Consider the following 18901-nt stretch of genomic DNA (forward strand, 5'->3'; position numbering starts at 1 on the left):
GTTTTTTTCAGAAATCAGGGTCGGGTTTGCTGTTCGAGGAAGGCGATCAGGCTCGGCACCGTGCCTTCGATGTGCTCGCGCAACACGCGCTCGGCGTGATCGGGGTCTCCCGCGCGCACGGCATCGAGAATCACCGCGTGTTCATCGCGGGCGCTGAGGGGCTTTTCGCCGTGCTCAAGCCACACCCGCATGTGCGGCTCGATGACGGTATAGAGCGCAGAAATCTGACGCATCAGCCGCGAGCGTTCGCTGAGGCTGCACAGGTATTCATGAAAGGCGCGGTGGCGGCTGACCCACTCCGAGCTGTCGTCGCGGTAGTCGTCCATGTCGTCGAGCAGACGTTCAAGATGGATCAAGTGGCGCTCGGTGATCTTCGGCACGGCGACGCGAATCGCCAGCCCTTCCAGTGCGCTGCGCATTTCGAACACTTCGCGCATTTCTTCGATGTTCAGGCCGCTGACCACCGCCCCCCGGTTCGGGCGCAGCGTCACCAGGCCATCAGCGGCCAGGCGGCGAAACGCCTCGCGTACCGGCATGCGGCTCATGCCGATTTCCGTGGCGATGTCTTCGGCGATCAAGCGCTCGCCCATGCGGTAAATGCCCTTGCAGATGGCATCGAGCAAAAAGGCGTAGGCCTCTTCTTCAGCAGTGACGGGTTGACGTTCGGCGTATCCGGGTGCAAGGCGCATGGCGTTACCTTTTGAATTTTTGCATCCAATCATCCACGAATACATAAAGGCAAAAGCGATGCCACATCACGGATACGTCAGCAAGGTGATGATCTGTATGGGAAATGAGCGCAAGCAACGCCGAGGAGCAGTCGCCAAGGACTGCTACATAACGGATCAGCGTGAGGTCAGGCGCGCACAACAAGTGTGCGTTTGGGAACGAAACCGCGGAGTGATTCGATCAGGCGTGGCGAATCACGGCTTCGATTTGCTGCATCGCGGGCAACAGGGAATCAGCGATTTCCTGAGCCTTGGCCGTCGGCTGCATGCAGCGGTTGCGCCGCAGAAACAGCGGATCATCGAAGCACTGGCGCAAACGTACCAAGGCACCGCTGACCGCAGGCTGAGTCACGTGCAAGTGGCGTGCGGCGGCGCTGACGTTGCGTTCGCGAAACACCACCAGGAAGGTCAGCAGCAGGTTCAGGTCAATGCCCAACAGGATGTCTTCATTCAGGGACATGTCAGGCCGCCTTGCTCGCCGCGACGACGAAACTGTTGAACTGCAAACGACTGATGGCGCCGCTGAGCAGCAGCGTCATGAAGCCATCGAGTTCCGGATGAGAGAAATGTGCCTGCATTTCGGCCTCGGACCGCCAGTAGCCACTGACGATCCAGGACGTGGCGTCGGCATTGTTGGGGGTCAATGTGTAGGCGATACATGGGGTGGAGTTGTTCAACACATCGAGCATGCGGGTGATGCCCGCACTGATTTCACTGCAACGACCCGAAGCGGCGTGTATTTCCACGGTGTTGATGGCCGAAACAAGCATCATCCTCTCCTGCGACAAATGATCGGGCAAGTTTGACGTCCGAAGGCATGCGGATAAACCGCGTGTTCGGAGTTTCAGCTTTGCGGATTAAGCGACAATTAACGGCGTTACATCTGATCGTACGGTGACGCGGAGCGTCGAAGGCGGCGTTCCCACGCAGAGCGTGGGAACGATCACAGACCTCAGAAATTGCCTTTCAGCGCTTCCAATCCACCCTGATAGACATCCAGAAACAACGCCTCGGCCTCGGCATCGGAAATGCCGTTGGGGGTGAAACTGCCGGACCATTCCACCAGCGAAGCCTGATCGCCATCGGCGCTGACCTTCAAGGTGGCCAGGTAATTCGTCACCGGGAACGGGCCTTGGGTGATCGAATAACTGTAAGTGCGCCCCTTCTCGTCAAAGGTTTGCAGTTGCTCGCTGATCTGCGCGCCGTCCTGAGTGGTCAGGTGACGGATGCGTCCACCGGCATCGGCCACGCTTTTAACGATGAACGGCAGCCAGGTCGGCAGTGCGTCGAAACCGCCCACCAGTTGCCAGACCTTGTCTGCCGAGGCCGGGATGCGCAGGGTTGCAGAGGCTTTTGCCATGATGATGCTCCAATGAATGTTCGCTTAAATAGCCAGACTGTCGACCACACCGCCATCGACGCGCAAGGCGGCTCCAGTGGTGGCCGAGGACAAGGGGGATGCCAGGTAGGCGACCAGATTGGCCACCTCATCGACTTCCGCAACGCGCTGGATGATAGATGAAGGCCGAGCCTGGCGGACAAAGTGATTGGCCTCATCGCGCGCACTGCGCCCGGATTCGGCCATCGCGTCCTTGAGCATGTCTTCCACGCCGTCGGTGAAGGTCGGCCCCGGCAGAATCGCGTTGACCGTCACGCCGGTGCCCGCCAGTCGCTTGGCCAGACCGTGGGAGACCGCAAGGTTCGCCGCCTTGGTGGTGCCGTAGTTGATCATGTTGGCCGGAATCGCGACGCCGGATTCGGACGAAACGAAGATCACCCGCCCCCATTTATTCGCCACCATGTCGCCCACGTAATGCCGCGCCAGACGCACGCCGGAAATGACGTTGGTTTCGTAGAAGCGGGTCCACTCTTCATCGGGGGTGTCGAAGAAATCCACTTCGTTGAAGATGCCCAGGTTGTTCACCAGAATGTCCGCGCGCGGCTCGGCAGCGAATAGCTGCTGCGCGCCCTCGGCAGTGCCCAGATCCGCGACCACGCCGCGCAGCTGAGCTTCGGGTACGTCCCGTTTGATGCTGGCAATGGCCTCGTCCACTTTCGCCGCTGCGCGGCCGATGATCACCACCGTCGCGCCCGACAGCGCCAGCGCCTTGCCGATGCCCAGGCCAATACCGGCGGTGGAGCCGCTGACGACGGCCAGCTTTCCAGTCAGATCGATTTTCATGTGTGCACCTCAATAGGGGTTGGCCGGGCTGACAAGACAGCCAGTGTGGCCGGTCACCGGCGGTGACGTTGAGGTGAAGCGTAGAGGGGAATGACGAGACCGTCCAAGACGGAATTTGGAAGAGTTGATGCCTGCAAGGTCTGAACATTAGCACATGCCGACGGACAACCCGTGGGAGTGAGCTTGCTGACGCAGCCACTGTCGGAAATTTTTTGTTGCCTGACTAACAGCTTTCGCCACTCAGTTGACTCCCACAAGGATCGCGCCGAGCCTAACTCGCAGAAATTGTGGGAGCCGGCTTGCTGGCGAAAGCGGTGTATCAGTCGACTCATCCATAACTGAAACACCGCCTTCGCCAGCACGCCGGTCCCCACAACGATCGTGCCCGCCAAAAGCTGAGACGGATGCAGGACCGGTGGATCCTCAGCTTACTTATTGAACGCCGCGTAGCTGTTCATCAGGTTGCGGTAGTTCGGGATGCGCTGGGACAGCAGGTTGGCCAGGCCTTCCATGTCGTTGCGCCAGTCGCGTTGCAGCTCGCAGGCCACGGCGAACCAGTTGACCAGTTGTGCACCAGCAGCGGACATGCGCGCCCAGGCCGCTTGCTGAACCACGTCGTTGAAGGTGCCCGAAGCGTCAGTCACCACGAACACGTCAAAGCCTTCTTCCAGCGCGCACAGGGTCGGGAACGCCACGCAGACGTCCGTCACCACACCGGCGATGATCAGTTGCTTGCGACCGGTGGCCTTGATGGCCTTGACGAAATCTTCGTTGTCCCAGGCGTTGATCTGGCCAGGACGAGCAATGTACGGCGCGTCCGGGAACATTTCTTTCAGCTCAGGCACCAGCGGGCCGTTCGGGCCGGACTCGAAGCTGGTGGTCAGGATGGTCGGCAGTTTGAAGAACTTGGCGCAGTCGGCCAGGGCCAGCACGTTGTTCTTGAACTCGTTCGGGGAAAAATCCTGCACCAGCGAGATCAGACCGGTTTGGTGATCGACCAGCAGCACGACGGCATCGTTGATATCCAGACGCTTGTAAGGAACGGTCATGATTGACTCCATCAGTTGAGTTGCGGGTGTGTGCATTGCCAACGAACGACGTCAGCGAGTGACCTTGCCAGGTAACCCTGGCAAGGCGTTTTGTGCTCTTTTAGAACGCGAAGCACGAGCAGCCGAAGGCGCCCCAGAAGCCCTGGAAGTCGCTGACCGGGGCTTTCGACTGACGGGCCTTGTCGTGGCTGTGGGCGTGGACCGCGCACGGACCGCTGCACTGGTGCACGGCAGCCGCCATCGGTGCGCCCTGACGCCAGTGACCCGGCATCTTGGCGACCGGCGACCAGTCCGGCAGCACCGGTACGCTCGGCGGCGACAGTTGATCGAACTCGTTGGTGGCGTAAACGACCTTGCCGTCGACGATGGTCAGCACCGACTCGATCCACTTGATCGACTCTTCCGGCACGCTGAAGAAGTCCTGGGACAGCGCCACCACGTCCGCCAACTGGCCGACCTTGATCTGGCCCTTCTTGCCCTGCTCGGACGAGAACCAGGCGCTGCCACGGGTGAACAGTTCCAGCGCGGTCTCGCGGGACAGGCCCTCCGGATACAGTTCCAGACCGCCAACGGTGCGACCACTGACCATCCAGTACAGCGACGTCCAGGGGTTGTAGCTCGACACGCGAGTGGCATCGGTGCCCGCGCCGACCGGCACGCCTTCAGCCAGCATGCGCTTGATCGGTGGCGTGGCTTCAGCGGCCTGTTTGCCATAACGATCAACGAAATATTCGCCCTGGAACGCCATGCGGTCCTGAATGGCGATGCCGCCGCCCAGCGCCTTCACACGCTCGATGTTCTTTGGCGAAATGGTTTCGCAGTGGTCGAAGAACCACGGGATGCCGCCGAACGGAACGTCGCGGTTGACCTTCTCGAACACGTCGAGCATGCGCGAGATCGATTCGTCGTAGGTGGCGTGCAGGCGGAACGGCCAGCGATTTTCCACCAGATGGCGAACCACCGGCTCCAAGTCCTGCTCCATGCCAGGCGGCAGGTCCGGGCGCGGTTCGAGGAAGTCTTCGAAGTCCGCCGCCGAGAAGGTCAGCATTTCGCCCGCGCCGTTGTGCCGCAGGAAGTCGTCGCCCTGGTGCAGTTTGACGGTGCTGGTCCAGTGCTTGAAGTCGTTCAGCTCTTCTTTCGGCTTTTGAGTGAACAGGTTGTAGGCGATACGCACGGTCAACTGCTTGGCTTCGGCCAGTTGGTTGATCACCTCGTAATCGTCCGGGTAGTTCTGGAAACCGCCGCCAGCGTCGATGGCGCTGGTCAGGCCCAGACGGTTCAGCTCGCGCATGAATTGACGGGTCGAGTTGACCTGATATTCCAGCGGTAGCTTCGGCCCTTTGGCCAACGTGGAGTACAGGATCATCGCGTTCGGGCGGGCCACCAGCATACCGGTTGGGTCGCCATTGCTGTCACGCACGATCTCGCCGCCCGGCGGGTTTGGCGTGTCACGGGTGTAACCGGCCACGCGCAGCGCAGCGCGGTTCAACAGGGCACGGTCGTACAGGTGCAGGACGAAAACCGGGGTGTCCGGCGCAGCCTGGTTGAGTTCTTCGATGGTTGGCAGGCGCTTCTCGGCGAACTGGAATTCGTTCCAGCCTCCCACGACACGGACCCACTGCGGGGTCGGCGTGCGATCAGCCTGGGCCTTGAGCATGCGCAGGCCATCGGCCAGCGAAGGCACGCCTTCCCAGCGCAGTTCCAGGTTGTAGTTCAGGCCGCCACGAATCAGGTGCAGGTGCGAGTCGTTCAGGCCCGGGATCATCGTGCGCTTGTGCAGGTCGATGACCTGGGTCGCGCTGCCGCGCAGGGCCATGATCTCGGCATCGTTACCGACCGCGACGAACTTGCCACCGCCGATGGCCACGGCACTGGCCCTGGGCTTTTCCGGGTCAACCGTGTGGAAGTTACCGTTGTAGAGAATCAGATCGACGTTCATCGCGCCTCCATGGGCAGAATGTTTTGAAGCGCCGACCGCAAGGCCGGCGACAGGCAGTGAAGACAAAAGGGCAGCGGCGGCACCGAGCAGAGAGCCCTTGGTCACGAAATCGCGGCGCCCGCTGCTGGTCAGCGATTCATCGTTGGATTCATCCTTCATGATCGCCACCGGGCACCGGCGCTGGCCGGGCGTTCAGCCAAGGGGCGGCCAGGCGGGTCGCCGCGGGCATCAACAGGTACACCACCAGCAGAACGATAGTCACAGTGACCAGCGCGGTGCTGATCACGTAATTACCCAGCAACGGGAACGCACCGAACACCGGCCCCCACAGCAGCGGGATCAGCAAGGTCAGCGGGCAGATCACGAAAAAAGTCACCACGGCCTGCTTCCAGCGCGGTGGTGGCGGCAGTTCACTGGCGGGCACGAACCAGAATTCGTTGTGGCGATTGACTTCAGTGACGTCACCATCGGCCAGCATCGGCGACGCTTCGGCCACCAGTTCGCGACGCTCGCTGGAGTCCAGCCAGCTTTGCATGGCGTCGGTGGAGCAGAAACGCAGCACGCAGGTAAACAGGCTCAAACCGTCGGCTTTGCCTCGAATGACGTCGACCCCCAGATGCCCCGGATAACTGGCGGCAATCGCCACAATGCGGCGCAACCACGCTTCGTAATGCGCCTCCAGGCCTTGCTTGACCCGGTGTTTGACCACCAGCGTGACGATCTCGTCGGCGGACAGTTTCGACGTCGTGGAAACGTCGGTGGAGATGGCGGACTCAGGCATAGCGAAGCGCTCCCGGCAAACGAACATTGAGCGCCAGACGGCCAGGTCCGGCGATCAGCACACTGGTAAAGATGAGGGTGAGCAACCAGCCAAACTGGCCCTGTTCCACGGTCCACTCGCTGTGCACCACCACCATCGCCACCAGCAGCAGAAACAGGATCGGCAGGCAGGCCAGACGCGTCAGCACACCGAACAGGATCAGCAACGGGCACAAGACCTCAGCGAAAATCGCCATGCACAGGGTCAGGCTCGCCCCCATGTGGAACGGGTCTTCGATCAGCGCCAGTTGCGCCTTGAAGTCCAGCAGCTTCGGCAGGCCGTGAACGAACAGCAGAAACAACGCCCCGCTGGCCCGCAGAAACAGCAGGCCCAGGTCTTGCGCGCGGTCGTTGGAAGTTGAATGGCTCATTGCGCACCACAGTCATCATCGAAAGTCCGCCACCTGCGAAAAACGCCAGTGACGAAGGATGAAGCCATAGTGTCGCGGTAGGACTTTGGGGTCTTGAACAGACGTGCTGCACTTGGACCGTTTGTGTGAGGAGTGATTGCTACGAATTGTTTCTGGTCACCCCGAACCGCTCAGAGCACGCGCTGCATGTGGGTGGTCTGCCACAGCGGATCGTCTTCGATGTCGACGATGGTGAAGCCCTGACGCTGCCAGAAACTGATCGCGCCCGGCAGAAACGGGTGGGTGTGCAGGTACAGCATGGGAAACATTTGCGCCCGTGCCTGCATGACGAAATTCACCACCTCGGGGATCTGGTCGGGGCGAACGTCGGTGATCTGAGAGGTGCGCGATGGTGGGGTCATGAACGAAGCTTTAAAAGATGTGGCAGTCGGTTTGCTGGCGAGTGCGGAGTGTCAGATACGCACAGGCTGACTGTCCACTGCCTTCGCCAGCAAGCCGGCTACCACGGGTCACTTGCCAGCTTGAAGATCCCGCGTTGGCCGTGGCTGTTGATCTTGATCTTTGGACACGCCGGTCCGGACACCGTCGAACGCGACTTGGGTGCAGGCTGAACTCAAGTCGCGTTCGGTGGTGTCTGAACTGGCGCGTCCCAAGATCAAAAGCAACGGCAACGGCAGAAGCCTGGAGGCAAGGAATCCGCCCAGGCGGTGAATGCGGTTGGACCATAGAGGCTCCCACCGCGTGAGCTTGCGTTTTAATACCGCGGTTTGACCGCCTTCCACTCCGGCTTGTACTTCTGCATCTGCTTCACGTCATCGCGCGAGCGAATGCCACACGTCAGGTACTGATCGTTGAGCTTGCCCAACTGGTCGTAATCCAGCTCAAGGCCCAGCCCCGGCTCGCGGGTGATCTTCACGCAGCCATCGACAATGGGCAGCTTGCCGCCCTTGATCACCTCCTCGTCCGGTTCCTGCCACGGGTAATGGGTGTCGCAGGCGAAGTCCAGATTCGGTACCGCCGCCGCCACGTGGGCCATGGCCATCAGGCTGATGCCCAAGTGCGAGTTGGAGTGCATCGACACACCCAGACCAAAGGTCTCGCACATTTTCGCCAGCGCCTGCGTGTCTCGCAGTCCGCCCCAGTAATGATGGTCGGCGAGCACGATCTGCACGCTGTTCTGCGCCACGCTGCGGCGGAACTCGTCGAAATCGGTGACCACCATATTGGTCGCCAGCGCCAGCCCGGTACGTTTGTGCAGCTCGGCCATGCCGTCAAGGCCGGGGGTCGGGTCTTCGTAATATTGCAGGTCATCGCCCAGCAGTTCGGCCATGCGGATCGCCGTGTCCAGTGACCAGTTGCCGTTCGGATCGATGCGCAGCGGATAGCCCGGGAACGCCTTTTTCAGCGCCTTGATGCACGACACTTCGTGCTCAGGCTCCAACGCACCGGCCTTGAGCTTGATGCTCTTGAATCCGTAAGCCTCGATCATGCGCCGCGCCTGGGCAACGATTTGCTCTTCACTGATGGCCTCGCCCCAACTGTCTGGCGCATACGGCGAATCGGCATGCTGGGCGTACTTGAAGAACAGGTAGGCGCTGAACGGCACCTGATCGCGCACCGCGCCGCCCAGCAGGTCCACCAACGGCAGGTTCATCGAGCGTGCCTGCAAATCAAGAAACGCCACTTCGAACGCCGAATAGGCATTGCTCACCGCCTTGCTCGCATGGGAACCCGGCGCCAGTTCAGCCCCGGCGATGCTGGCCGGTTTGTTCGCCGCAACAGTGGCCTTGACCCGCGCACGCAGCGCGTTGAGGTTGAACGGGTCCATGCCGATCAATTGCTGCTGCAACTGTTGCTGAATCGCCAGCGCGGGGGCGTCGCCGTAGCTTTCGCCCAGGCCGATGTAACCGTTGTCGCTCTCGATTTCGATGATCGAACGCAGCGCGTAGGGTTCATGGATGCCGCTGGCGTTAAGCAATGGCGGGTCACGAAAGGCAATCGGGGTGACGGTGACACGTGTGATTTTCAAAAGACTTCTCCCGGTCAATCAGGGTTTGAGGCTGGAGGTGGAGTTCAAGGGCGCGGGCTGCAAGGGATTCGCGGTCGGCTCAAACGACGGCCGTTGATCGCCCTTCGGGGTGGTACGGGCGAAAAAGATCACCACGGCAGCCACCAGCGACGTGATCGCCAGCGCGTACATGCCGCCTTGAATGGAACCGGTGGTCTGCTCCAGAAAACCAAACGCGGTGGGCGCGACGAAACCGCCGAGGTTGCCGATGGAGTTGATCAACGCGATCACCGCCGCAGCGATGCGCGCATCCAGATAACCTTGGGGAATCGGCCAGAACAGCGCCGATGCGGCCTTGAAACCAATGGCCGCAAAACAGATGGCGACGAACGCGAACACCGGCCCGCCCGTGGTGGACATGAACATGCCGCAGGCGGCGATCACCAACGTGACCGCAACCCATGCCTGCTGGTGTTTGAAGCGGGCAGCCAGCGCGGCAAAGCCGTACATGGCGACGATGGAAATGATCCAGGGGATCGAGTTGAACAGACCCACGTCGAAGTCGCTCAGGCTGCCCATCTTCTTGATCATGCTCGGCAGCCAGAACGTCGCGCCGTAAATGGTCAAGGCCACCGAAAAATAGATGAAGCAGAACAGCACGATCTGGCGGTCAGCGAGCAGCTTGAACATCGATGGTTTGACGATCTGCGTCGCTTCGCGAGCACGCTGTTCCGCTTCGACCGCGAGGATCAAGGCGCCCTTCTCCTCCTCGCTCAACCACTTGGCCTCGCGGGGGTGGGATTGCAACCAGAACCAGACGAAACCGCACAGCGCGATCGAGGCAAAACCTTCAATCAGAAACATCCACTGCCAGCCGTGCAGATTGAAACCGCTGATGCCCAACAAGGCACCAGACACCGGCCCGGAAATCACCGAGGCCACTGCCGAGCCGCTCAGAAAGATCGCCATGGCCTTGCCCCGATCGCTGGCAGGCAGCCATTGGGTGAAGTAATAGATGATACCGGGAAAGAACCCCGCCTCTGCCGCGCCCAGAACGAAGCGCAACACATAGAAGCTGGTTTCGCCCTTGACGAACGCCATGGCCATTGCGGCCGCGCCCCAGGTGAACATGATGCGGGTCAGCCAGGCGCGGGCGCCGAAACGTTGCAGCAGCATGTTGGAGGGGACTTCGAACAGCGCGTAGCCAACGAAGAACAGACCGGCGCCCAGGCCGTAGGCCGCCGCGCCGATGCCGAGGTCGGCTTCCATGTGACTGCGCACAAAGCCGATATTGACCCGGTCAATGTAGTTGACGATGAACATGATCACGAACAACGGCAGCACATGCCGTTTGACCTTGGCGGCCGCTCGGGCCAGCGCATTCGGGTCCACAGACCCACGAGGATTGTTCAAGAGGCGACTCCCGTTGATTGTTTTTTTGGGGGGCTTTCTTTGGGATGCCTCGATGATGGACGCTGGTATTGTTCCCGTCTAATCTAGATTGACTGTTGATTGATACCCGGAATATATCAATGTTCGAACTCGCTCAACTGCGCTGCTTCACGACGGTCGCGACCGAACTCAACTTCCGTCGTGCTGCCGAGCGTCTGAACATGACTCAGCCACCCCTGAGCCGACAGATTCAACTGTTGGAACACCATCTGGGTGTCGAGCTGTTCACTCGCAGCACCCGTAGCGTGGCATTGACCGCGGCGGGGCGTGCGTTCTTCATCGAAGCCCAGACCTTGCTCGAACGCGCGCAGCAAGCAGCCATCGCTGCGCGGCGCTTTGCCGAAGGCGATATCGGCTCGGTGACCATCAGCTTCGTGGGCAGCGCTGTGTACGAGTTTCTGCCACGGGTCATCGCCGAAGCGCGACTGAAACAGCCCCACGTGAAAATCTCCCTGACCGAGATGAACACCTATTCCCAACATGAAGCGCTGAGAGCGCGGCGGATCGATTTGGGTATAGTGCGGGCACCGCTGTTGCAGCCCGGTTATGAAACGGAGTGTCTGGTGCGCGAGCCGTTTGTGCTGGCGATCCCGGGCAACCATCCGCTGGCCCATGCCGAGACCGTCGGCGTGCAGGACCTGGATGCGCAGCCATTTCTGATGTACTCCCACTCCGCCTATCCGCCGTTCAACGAACTGCTCACCGGGACCTTGCGCTCGGCACAGGTGACGCCGGAATACGTGCAATGGCTGGGTTCGTCCTTGACGATTCTGGCGCTGGTCAACGCGGGTATGGGACTGGCGCTGGTGCCCCGCTGTGCCACCAATGTGGTGTTTCGGGACGTGGTGTTTCGAGAAATCGATCTGGGCGAAGGGGTGCAGAGTGAATTGCATCTGGTCTGGCGCTCGGACAATGACAACCCGGCGTGCACCATGCTGCTGGAGGCCATTCGGGCGGCGGTAAAAGCCGAGAGCCTGTGACTGTGATTTGCCGGTGCGCCTCGCTATGATCGGCCCATGACCACCCCGATGCCGATTCGCTCCCCCTGCCCGCCCGGCGCTTGCGTCTGCGATCGCGAGCGCCTGCTGGAAACGGCGGGAGCCGATCGGCGCATCCTCCACCTGACCCGCCAGGAAGAGAAGCGCCTGCTCGATCGACTGGAAAACATCACCACACTGGACGACCTGAAACACATGCAGCAACGCATGTTCGAGCTGCTCGGCCTGCGGGTGGATGTGGCGCCGGGGTTCAATGAGGTGCGGACAATGCGCGGGATCGCCATCGACATCGCCGAACTCCCCGGCCTCTGCCGCAAGACCCGCACCGCGATTCCAGCAGCCATCCGCAAAGGCATGGAGAAGCACCCGGAAATCGCCTGGCGACTGCTCGACGCCCACGACCTGTTGCGGGATGCGTGAAAACTGACTTCATCGTTCTGTAGAAGCGTGGCTTGCTCGCGCCCGACCGCAGGCAAGCCACGCTCCTACAGGCTACGGCCAGACTGCGAGCTCACTGCTCCCACTCAGCCTTGCCAATCTTCAACCCGTGCAAGCCGTTGTAATCAGCGCGTCTGGGCTGCTCCCAACCTTCCAGCAACGCTGGATCAAGGTCATAGATTTCCACGCCCAACGGGCGGCAGACACTCAGCGGATCCTGCGCCTCCGGCCCCCACATGGGCAGCGACAGGTCGCCGCCCGGACAGGTCGACAACGCGCACAGCAGGTCGATTTCCGCGAAGAACTCCAGATAATCGCCCTGCTGTGCCGGACAAGCCTTCATGAAATACATGTCGTCGTGGTTCAGCCCCGTGCACTGAAAGATGTTCAACACATCGTGCACGTCGAACTCGGTCAGGCCATGGGGCAGCACGGCGCGGGTCAGATTGGAGTGGCAATGGTGATGAAAGTCTTCGCCGGTGAGCATCTTGTTCACGTACGGGTCGCAGCGCGTGCCAAGCAGGTCGTGCAGGCGACCGCCGTGTTCGTCGATGCCGTAACCGGCCAGGCTGTCATCGGTGATGGTGACCATCGGACGCAGGAACGGCAGGTTCGACCACAGGCGGTCATGGGTGGTGACGTGGGCGCCCTGCAGCTGGCGGGTGCGCGCCGCCCACATGCGCTCGCGAGGGTCGTTGGCATTCCACACGTTGAAGTCGCCGACCTGCGGGCCAACTGGCGTGGTCACGCGGAACACCTGTCCGGCCTTGACCTTCCAGGCTCGTCCGGTGCGAATCGGCACCTCGAATTGCTCGACCTGCGTGCGGGCATCCTGCGCCTGACGAATGCGCTCGTAAAAAGCGGTATCGACCTGCAAGGCCGCGCCTTTACTGACCTGATACGCGGCGGGGTAGTCTTTGTACATGGCAATCTCCTGCTCAGGGTCTGGCGACACTGGACAGTAGATCCAGTGCCTGACGTTCGGAATCGTTGAGGTAACTGTCCATCGCCTCGCCTGCATCCAGACGACGGTCTTCGATGAGCAACTGGTAAATGTGGCGGTCCCGCGCCAGCCACGGCGTTTGATAGCGGGCTTCGTCTCGGGCGCTGGAAAACACCAGGCGCATCTGCGCCACGATGTTGGTGAAGAATTCGTCGAACGACGGGCTGCCCAGCAGGCCCACCACGTGCTGATGAAAGCGCAGGCTGTGGCTGCCAAAAGCGCGCCAGTCTTCCCGCTCGCAGGCAAGCTCGGCCGCTTCGATGGCGTTGGCCATGGGTTGCGACTGCCCCTCGATCACTGGCGCGCCTGCGAGAATGGCGCGGGATTCAAGGGTCCGCCGGACACTGAACAGGTCCCGCACATCGTCGACGGTCAGCCGCCGGACGATGACGCCTTTGTGTCGTACATAGGTGGTCAGGCCCTCACGACCCAACAGGTGCAACGCTTCGCGCACGGTGTTACGCGAGGCGTTATAGCCGCGCACCAGCTCGCTTTCCACCAACGGCATGCCGGACAGCAAACGCCCGTTGATGATGTCTTCGCGCAGTTCATGAGCGACTTGGTCGGCCAGCGAGAGGCCGTTTTCTTTGGCAATGGACACAGCCTGAACTTCCTGACAGGGCGGATTGTTCAACAAACCGATAACTATCAGGACAGCACAGGCTGTGCCAACTGCACAAAAAGTGCATCCAGGGGCAAAGCAGGACGGATCACTGGATCAGCGTTTCTCACCGGCCAGCTTGTGTTCCAAGTAGTGAATGTTGACGCCGCCTTTGCAGAAGCCTTCATCGCGGGTCAGATCACGCCGCAAGCGCAGATGACTTTTGCCTTCTTTCAGTTCAAGCGCTGCCAGACTGGACGTCTCGATCAGTGCCACACGTTGTTTGACTTTTGCAATATCCCACTTAATTCAATATGCGCCTGTCCGCCCTCTGAATATCCACTCAAAAGCACATTTACAATGGCGACACTTTCCACAGTGCCCGATCAATAAAGCGGGCACGCATTGTTTATTTACCGACGCAGATCGCCTTTGGAGGTGTCGCGCAAGGTCGTCAACGCGATCAATGCCAGCAGCGCCGCACCGCCCATGAAATAACCAGGCCACAACAAGTTGCTGGTACTGCCAATTAACGACGTCACGACATAAGGCGTCAGGCCGCCCCCCAGAATGGCCCCAACGTTAATACTGATCGCCATGGCGGTATAACGCACACGGGTCGGAAACTGTTCTGCGTAGGTCGGATAACCCACCGACTGCACCACGGGCATCGGCAGGGTTGCGATGAACATCGCCAGCGCGGCGATCCAGAAGCTGCCGCTGCCCATCAACAGCATCATCGGCACCACCAGGACGACATAACCCACGAAACCAATGGTCAGCGCTTTTTTTCGTCCTATCCGGTCAGACAGTCCACCCCAGAACGGCATCATCGCCGCCATGCACAGGCTGATCACTGCGATCAGCCAGTAGACCTTGGTCTTTTCGAAGTGCAGGTAGGTCGTCAGGTAGATGTTCATGAACACCATGCCGATGAAGTACCCGGCGTTCTGTGCAAAGGCGAACACGATGACGCGCAACAGCGACGGCAGGTCAAGGCTGAACACTTCGCGAATCGGTGCAACCGGTGGTTTGTCCTTGGCCAGAAACGCCCTGAACTCCGGGGTTTCCTCGACGTTGTGACGCATGTAGAACGAGAACACCACCAGCGGAATCGACAGGAAAAACGGGATGCGCCAGCCCCAGTTCTGCAGTTGTTCGGCATCCAGCAGGCCCGTGGTCACGCCACAGACGATTGCCCCGGTCGCGCCACCGATCGCCACGCCCACCGGAGTGAAGGCGCCAAAGAAACCGCGCCGCCCGTTAGGCGACGACTCAGCCACGAATGCCGCCGCGCCGACCACTTCGCCACCGGCGAAAAAGCCCTGACACAGCCGCAGGAGCACCAGCAAAATGGGCGCCGCGATGCCAATTTGCGCTGCCGTCGGCAACACGCCGATCAGCGCCGTCGCCAAGCCCATGCCGATCACCGTACTGAGCAGCACGTTACGGCGGCCAAAGCGATCAGCCAATCGACCCAGCACAATGCCGCCAATGGGCCGCACCACGAAAGCAATGCCGAACACCGCAAGGGTGGCAAGCAACGCTGCGGTCGAGTTACCGCTGGGGAAAAACAGCGGCGCAATAATGGTTGCCATGTAGCCGTAGATACTGAACTCGTAATATTCAACCGCTGTGCCGGTGGCCGACGCCATGGCCGCACGCTTGGCAATCATGGTCGAATCACTGTCCTGACTGAACGAACGGGCAACACCGGAAGTTGTATCGATTTCAGAAAGCACGCGAGACATATTTACCTTCCATCTTAGCCGCTGGCTAATAGAGTTATTGGGCGGTAGGTCGTACAAGAAGTGGCTAATCAAACGCGTTGAATAGTTAACTTCCGCTGACCCTGGCAGAGGTAAATGTTGATGAATCTGTTCTGCATGTAGCGCTCCTTATTATTGTTGAATGGCTACGAACGTTTTATGTGTGTGTCACTAAACCACGCCGTCAAACAGGACTTCTGATCACCACCCCTTCGCTTAGCAGCGCTTGTTTGATCGACCACGCAAACGCCGCCGCGCCCGGCTGATCGCCATGAATGCACAAGGTCTCGGCGCGCACTGGAACCCAGTTGCCCTGGATGCTGCGCACTTCACCGGGATGGAGCATGTTCAGGACCTGATCGACCGCCACGGTGACATCCTCGATCATCGCGCCGGGCTGCCCGCGCGGGGTCAGCGTGCCGTCGTCCTGATAGGTGCGGTCGGCGAACACTTCATGGGCCACCTTCAAGCCGCATGCGGTCGCCGCCGCCGTCAGTTCGCTGCCTGACAGGCCAAACAGCATCAGGCCAGGGTCGATGTCCTTGACTGCATGGCAGATCGCATCGGCTGTCGGTCGGTGAGTCGCCGCCAGGTTGTACAACGCGCCGTGGGGTTTGACGTGCTTGAGCGGCACACCCGCCGCACAGGTGAAGCCCATCAACGCGCCGACTTGATACACCACCGCTTCGTACACTTCGTCTTCCAACAGTTTCATCAGTCGACGACCGAAGCCCTGCAAATCTTGAAAGCCAGGATGGGCGCCCACCGCTACACCCAGTTGCGCCGCTAACGCGACCGTTCGGCGCATGGTGCGCGAGTCACCGGCATGAAAGCCGCAAGCGATGTTGGCAGAGGTGATGTGCGGCAAGACGGCAGCATCATCCCCAGCGTGGTATAGGCTAAACCCCTCGCCCACATCACTGTTGAAATCGATCTCAGGCATTGAAGGCCTCCATTGCTTTTACAGTGCGCGCGCGTTCGATGAAGAGCTTTTGCGCAGCGTGCAGGTCAATCAATGAGAAGCGCAGCGCATCGCCCGGCAGCATTTGCGCCAGGCGCGGCAGGTCCACGCTGGCCACTTGAGCGATACGCGGATAGCCGCCGGTGGTTTGCCGGTCCGCCATCAAAATCAACGGCTGCCCGCTGGGTGGCACCTGCACCGTGCCGAACGCCACGCTTTCGGAAAGCAGCTCACAGGGCGCCAACAGGGTCAGCGCCTGGCCTGTCAGGCGATAGCCCATGCGGTCCGAATCGCCGCTCAGGGTGTAGGTGCCGTTGAGGAAGTCCTGCTGCGACTGTTCGCTGAACAACGCCCACTCACGCCCTTTCATGACCCGGATCGGCTGATCTTCATCATGGCTCGCAGACGACGGCTCATAGGTTTTGGCCAGACGCGGCGGGTTGGCGAACGAGGAACAAATCGGAATCAGATCGCCCGCCTGCAACGCCCGCCCCCGCAGCCCACCGAACCCGCCACGGGTGTTGGTGCTGGTGCTGTCCATGACCTCGGGCAACAGGAAGCCGCCCGCCACCGCCAGATAACTGCGCGCACCGTGCAAACGCTTGCCGAAACTCAGCGTCGAGTTGGCCGCAACGATCTGCGCGGTGCCCGGTTTGAAAGGCTCGCCATTGAGTGTCGCGCCCAGATCGGCACCGGCCAGCGCGATCAACGCCTTGGCCTGAAACCGCAACGTCGGGCCTTGCAGGGTCATTTCCAGCGTGGTGAACGACCTGGGATTGCCCACCAGCAGGTTGCACAATTCGTGCGCCGCTTCGTCCATGACGCCTGACACCGGCACACCCCAATGCTGGAAACCATGCCGCCCAGTGTCCTGAAACGAAGACAGCAGCCCCGGTTTGATGACATGAATGGTCATAACGATTCTCCACGCGCCAGCGCTTCGAACTCACGGCTGCTGATGGCGGTGAAACGGACTTGGTCACCCCCCTTGAGCAGACAGGGAACGTCGTTGAAGGGGGAAAACAGGTCGAGCGGCGTGCGCCCGACCAGGTTCCAGCCGCCGGGCAATTCGGCGGGGTAAATCACGCTCTGGCCGTTGGCAATGCCCACACTGCCCTTCGCCACGCGCTTGCGCGGCACCGAACGGCGAGGCAATGACAGCGCCTGCGGGTGAAGACCGATATAAGGATGGCCCGGCGCGAAACCGACCATCAGCACGTCGAGCCAGTCGGCGGTGTGAGCCGCAATCACCTCGTCGACAGTCAACGCACAAGCTTGGGCGATCGCTGCCAAATCGGGTGCGTATTCGGACTCATAGCAGACCGGGATTTCAATGCGGTTCGTATTACCCACAGTCGCGCCGATCGATTGCAACAGTGCAGCGCTCAACGCCTGGCAAACCACGTCATATGGCGATGCATCAGCGTCCAGCGTCACGAACGCCAGCGGTGAATAATGCACGCCGACTGTGACCATGGCCGCCACCACATCGGTGATGCCAGGCAATGCACCCTGGCTGGCCAGCGTGCGCAGAATATTGGCAACCGAGGCGGCCTCGCGGTTGGCCTCGATCGAAAAAACGCTGTCGAAAACAAGGATGACGCAGCGCTCGCCACAGGGCTCGAATCGCCAGGATCGGGCAGGCGGACGCAGGTCCGGAACGGGCGCGGATGGCGCATGGGCACTGATGTATAACATACCGTTCTCTATCCTTATGCAGCAGGCAGGTGTTCAGCCAGGCAAGCACAGGACGGAACGCCGCTTTTGACTACGCGGAGTCCACACATCATCAGGGCGCTGCAAGGCTAGACGGCAAAGGGCGCCGTCGCTCTTGTACAGGCCGCGTGAAAACTACTGCGCTCGGTAATACGGCGTTAAAAACAGGCGAAAAATGCTCATTTAGAACATCTAAAGTCGGACGCGACCCCGGCCGTTTTTCGCCTGTTTTTGCCTTGTCTTACCTTCGCTCGTGACGTTTTCACACAACCTGTCCGGCGACGGTCGCGGTCACTCAGGGTGTATCGATTACTTGGCGAACAACTGGCTCATGTCCTTGAACGCCTTGAATTCCAGCGCGTTGCCGCACGGGTCGAACAGGAACATGGTCGCCTGCTCGCCCACCTGGCCTTTGAAACGCACGTAAGGTTCGATCACGAACTTGGTTTCGCGGGCACGCAGGCGGTCAGCCAGTGCTTCCCACTCTTCCCAGTGCAAGATGATGCCGAAGTGCGGGACCGGCACGTCATGGCCGTCGACCGGGTTGGAATGCACCGACTCTTGAGAAGCGGTTTTCGGGTGCTCGTGGATCACCAGTTGGTGACCGTAGAAATCGAAGTCCACCCACTGATTGCTGGAGCGGCCTTCGGACAGGCCGAAGACGTCGCCGTAGAAGTGCCGTGCAGCAGCGAGGTCGTAAACAGGGATAGCGAGGTGGAAAGGAGAAAGGCTCACGGTGTATTCCTACAGGTTGTTGTGCGTGAGCTGATTCTTGACTGAGAGACCCCGCGGTAAAAGCGGATATTTTTAGTTCTGAGCAACAATAATTTTGATGAGTCGTGGAGTTTTAAAGCGTTTTGCACCAAA

At 60.4% G+C, this 18901-nt stretch carries 20 protein-coding genes and 2 pseudogenes; 2 read left to right on the forward strand and 20 right to left on the reverse strand.

Annotated features, from left to right (window positions below):
- Window positions 1-14: 14 nt before the first annotated feature.
- From ACI5GA_RS01970 to ACI5GA_RS02025, 12 genes and pseudogenes are all read right to left on the reverse strand, one after another.
- The gene (locus tag ACI5GA_RS01970) at window positions 15-689 is read right to left on the reverse strand and encodes a GntR family transcriptional regulator (protein WP_404632032.1); all 675 of its coding nucleotides are present in this window, start codon (window positions 687-689) and stop codon (window positions 15-17) included.
- A 220-nt stretch (window positions 690-909) separates the two neighbouring features.
- Window positions 910-1188 carry a helix-turn-helix domain-containing protein gene (locus ACI5GA_RS01975; protein WP_404632034.1) on the reverse strand — a complete coding sequence of 93 codons (279 nt, stop codon included), beginning with the start codon at window positions 1186-1188 and terminating at the stop codon, window positions 910-912.
- A gap of 1 nt (window position 1189) precedes the next feature.
- Window positions 1190-1498 (reverse strand): antibiotic biosynthesis monooxygenase, encoded by a 309-nt coding sequence (locus ACI5GA_RS01980; RefSeq protein ID WP_421421423.1) that lies wholly within the window; start codon window positions 1496-1498, stop codon window positions 1190-1192.
- A 182-nt stretch (window positions 1499-1680) separates the two neighbouring features.
- Window positions 1681-2088 (reverse strand): SRPBCC family protein, encoded by a 408-nt coding sequence (locus ACI5GA_RS01985; RefSeq protein ID WP_404632038.1) that lies wholly within the window; start codon window positions 2086-2088, stop codon window positions 1681-1683.
- A 24-nt stretch (window positions 2089-2112) separates the two neighbouring features.
- A complete protein-coding gene (locus ACI5GA_RS01990; protein ID WP_421421425.1) occupies window positions 2113-2910 on the reverse strand; it encodes an SDR family NAD(P)-dependent oxidoreductase in 798 nt (265 codons plus the stop codon).
- A gap of 428 nt (window positions 2911-3338) precedes the next feature.
- Window positions 3339-3959: an isochorismate family cysteine hydrolase YcaC gene (gene ycaC / locus ACI5GA_RS01995; RefSeq protein WP_404632042.1), complete on the reverse strand. Its 621-nt coding sequence runs from the start codon at window positions 3957-3959 to the stop codon at window positions 3339-3341.
- A gap of 100 nt (window positions 3960-4059) precedes the next feature.
- The gene (locus ACI5GA_RS02000; RefSeq protein WP_421425424.1) at window positions 4060-5898 is read right to left on the reverse strand and encodes an amidohydrolase; all 1839 of its coding nucleotides are present in this window, start codon (window positions 5896-5898) and stop codon (window positions 4060-4062) included.
- A gap of 148 nt (window positions 5899-6046) precedes the next feature.
- Window positions 6047-6679: an antibiotic biosynthesis monooxygenase gene (locus ACI5GA_RS02005; RefSeq protein ID WP_421421426.1), complete on the reverse strand. Its 633-nt coding sequence runs from the start codon at window positions 6677-6679 to the stop codon at window positions 6047-6049.
- A complete protein-coding gene (locus ACI5GA_RS02010) occupies window positions 6672-7088 on the reverse strand; it encodes a DoxX family protein (protein WP_421421428.1) in 417 nt (138 codons plus the stop codon). Before ACI5GA_RS02010 ends, ACI5GA_RS02005 begins: the two co-directional genes overlap by 8 nt.
- Before the next feature lie 170 nt (window positions 7089-7258).
- Window positions 7259-7384 (reverse strand): annotated as a pseudogene (locus ACI5GA_RS02015) (GNAT family N-acetyltransferase); the annotation flags it as partial.
- Between the two features lie 458 nt (window positions 7385-7842).
- Window positions 7843-9117, reverse strand: coding sequence for a glucarate dehydratase family protein (locus tag ACI5GA_RS02020; protein WP_421421430.1), 1275 nt, complete (start codon window positions 9115-9117; stop codon window positions 7843-7845).
- Window positions 9118-9135: 18 nt separating this feature from the next.
- Complete coding sequence (locus ACI5GA_RS02025) at window positions 9136-10419, reverse strand: MFS transporter (protein WP_421425425.1); 1284 nt, start codon at window positions 10417-10419, stop codon at window positions 9136-9138.
- 209 nt (window positions 10420-10628) lie between these two features.
- On the opposite strand from ACI5GA_RS02025, the gene ACI5GA_RS02030 reads away from it, so the two are divergent.
- Window positions 10629-11528, forward strand: a complete 900-nt coding sequence (locus ACI5GA_RS02030; RefSeq protein ID WP_421421432.1) for a LysR substrate-binding domain-containing protein — start codon at window positions 10629-10631, stop codon at window positions 11526-11528.
- A 36-nt stretch (window positions 11529-11564) separates the two neighbouring features.
- On the forward strand, window positions 11565-11966 hold the full coding sequence (locus ACI5GA_RS02035; protein WP_404632052.1) for a hypothetical protein: 402 nt from the start codon (window positions 11565-11567) through the stop codon (window positions 11964-11966).
- 91 nt (window positions 11967-12057) lie between these two features.
- On the opposite strand, the gene ACI5GA_RS02040 is transcribed toward ACI5GA_RS02035, so the two are convergent.
- The 8 genes and pseudogenes from ACI5GA_RS02040 to ACI5GA_RS02075 all read right to left on the reverse strand — a co-directional run bounded on the left by ACI5GA_RS02040 (window position 12058) and on the right by ACI5GA_RS02075 (window position 18769).
- On the reverse strand, window positions 12058-12909 hold the full coding sequence (locus tag ACI5GA_RS02040; protein WP_421421433.1) for an urea carboxylase-associated family protein: 852 nt from the start codon (window positions 12907-12909) through the stop codon (window positions 12058-12060).
- A 13-nt stretch (window positions 12910-12922) separates the two neighbouring features.
- Complete coding sequence (locus tag ACI5GA_RS02045; protein WP_404632056.1) at window positions 12923-13588, reverse strand: GntR family transcriptional regulator; 666 nt, start codon at window positions 13586-13588, stop codon at window positions 12923-12925.
- 117 nt (window positions 13589-13705) lie between these two features.
- A pseudogene (locus ACI5GA_RS02050) lies at window positions 13706-13798 on the reverse strand (hypothetical protein); the annotation flags it as partial.
- A gap of 203 nt (window positions 13799-14001) precedes the next feature.
- Window positions 14002-15339 (reverse strand): MFS transporter, encoded by a 1338-nt coding sequence (locus ACI5GA_RS02055; protein WP_421421434.1) that lies wholly within the window; start codon window positions 15337-15339, stop codon window positions 14002-14004.
- Window positions 15340-15541: 202 nt separating this feature from the next.
- Window positions 15542-16300, reverse strand: coding sequence for a LamB/YcsF family protein (locus ACI5GA_RS02060; RefSeq protein WP_421421435.1), 759 nt, complete (start codon window positions 16298-16300; stop codon window positions 15542-15544).
- Window positions 16293-17234 (reverse strand): biotin-dependent carboxyltransferase family protein, encoded by a 942-nt coding sequence (locus ACI5GA_RS02065; RefSeq protein ID WP_421421436.1) that lies wholly within the window; start codon window positions 17232-17234, stop codon window positions 16293-16295. Before ACI5GA_RS02065 ends, ACI5GA_RS02060 begins: the two co-directional genes overlap by 8 nt.
- The gene (locus ACI5GA_RS02070) at window positions 17231-18016 is read right to left on the reverse strand and encodes a 5-oxoprolinase subunit B family protein (protein ID WP_421421438.1); all 786 of its coding nucleotides are present in this window, start codon (window positions 18014-18016) and stop codon (window positions 17231-17233) included. Before ACI5GA_RS02070 ends, ACI5GA_RS02065 begins: the two co-directional genes overlap by 4 nt.
- Before the next feature lie 327 nt (window positions 18017-18343).
- On the reverse strand, window positions 18344-18769 hold the full coding sequence (locus tag ACI5GA_RS02075; protein WP_404632066.1) for a VOC family protein: 426 nt from the start codon (window positions 18767-18769) through the stop codon (window positions 18344-18346).
- Window positions 18770-18901 lie beyond the last annotated feature (132 nt).

Source organism: Pseudomonas sp. Pseu.R1 (assembly GCF_045764065.1).
Taxonomy (GTDB): Bacteria; Pseudomonadota; Gammaproteobacteria; order Pseudomonadales; family Pseudomonadaceae; genus Aquipseudomonas.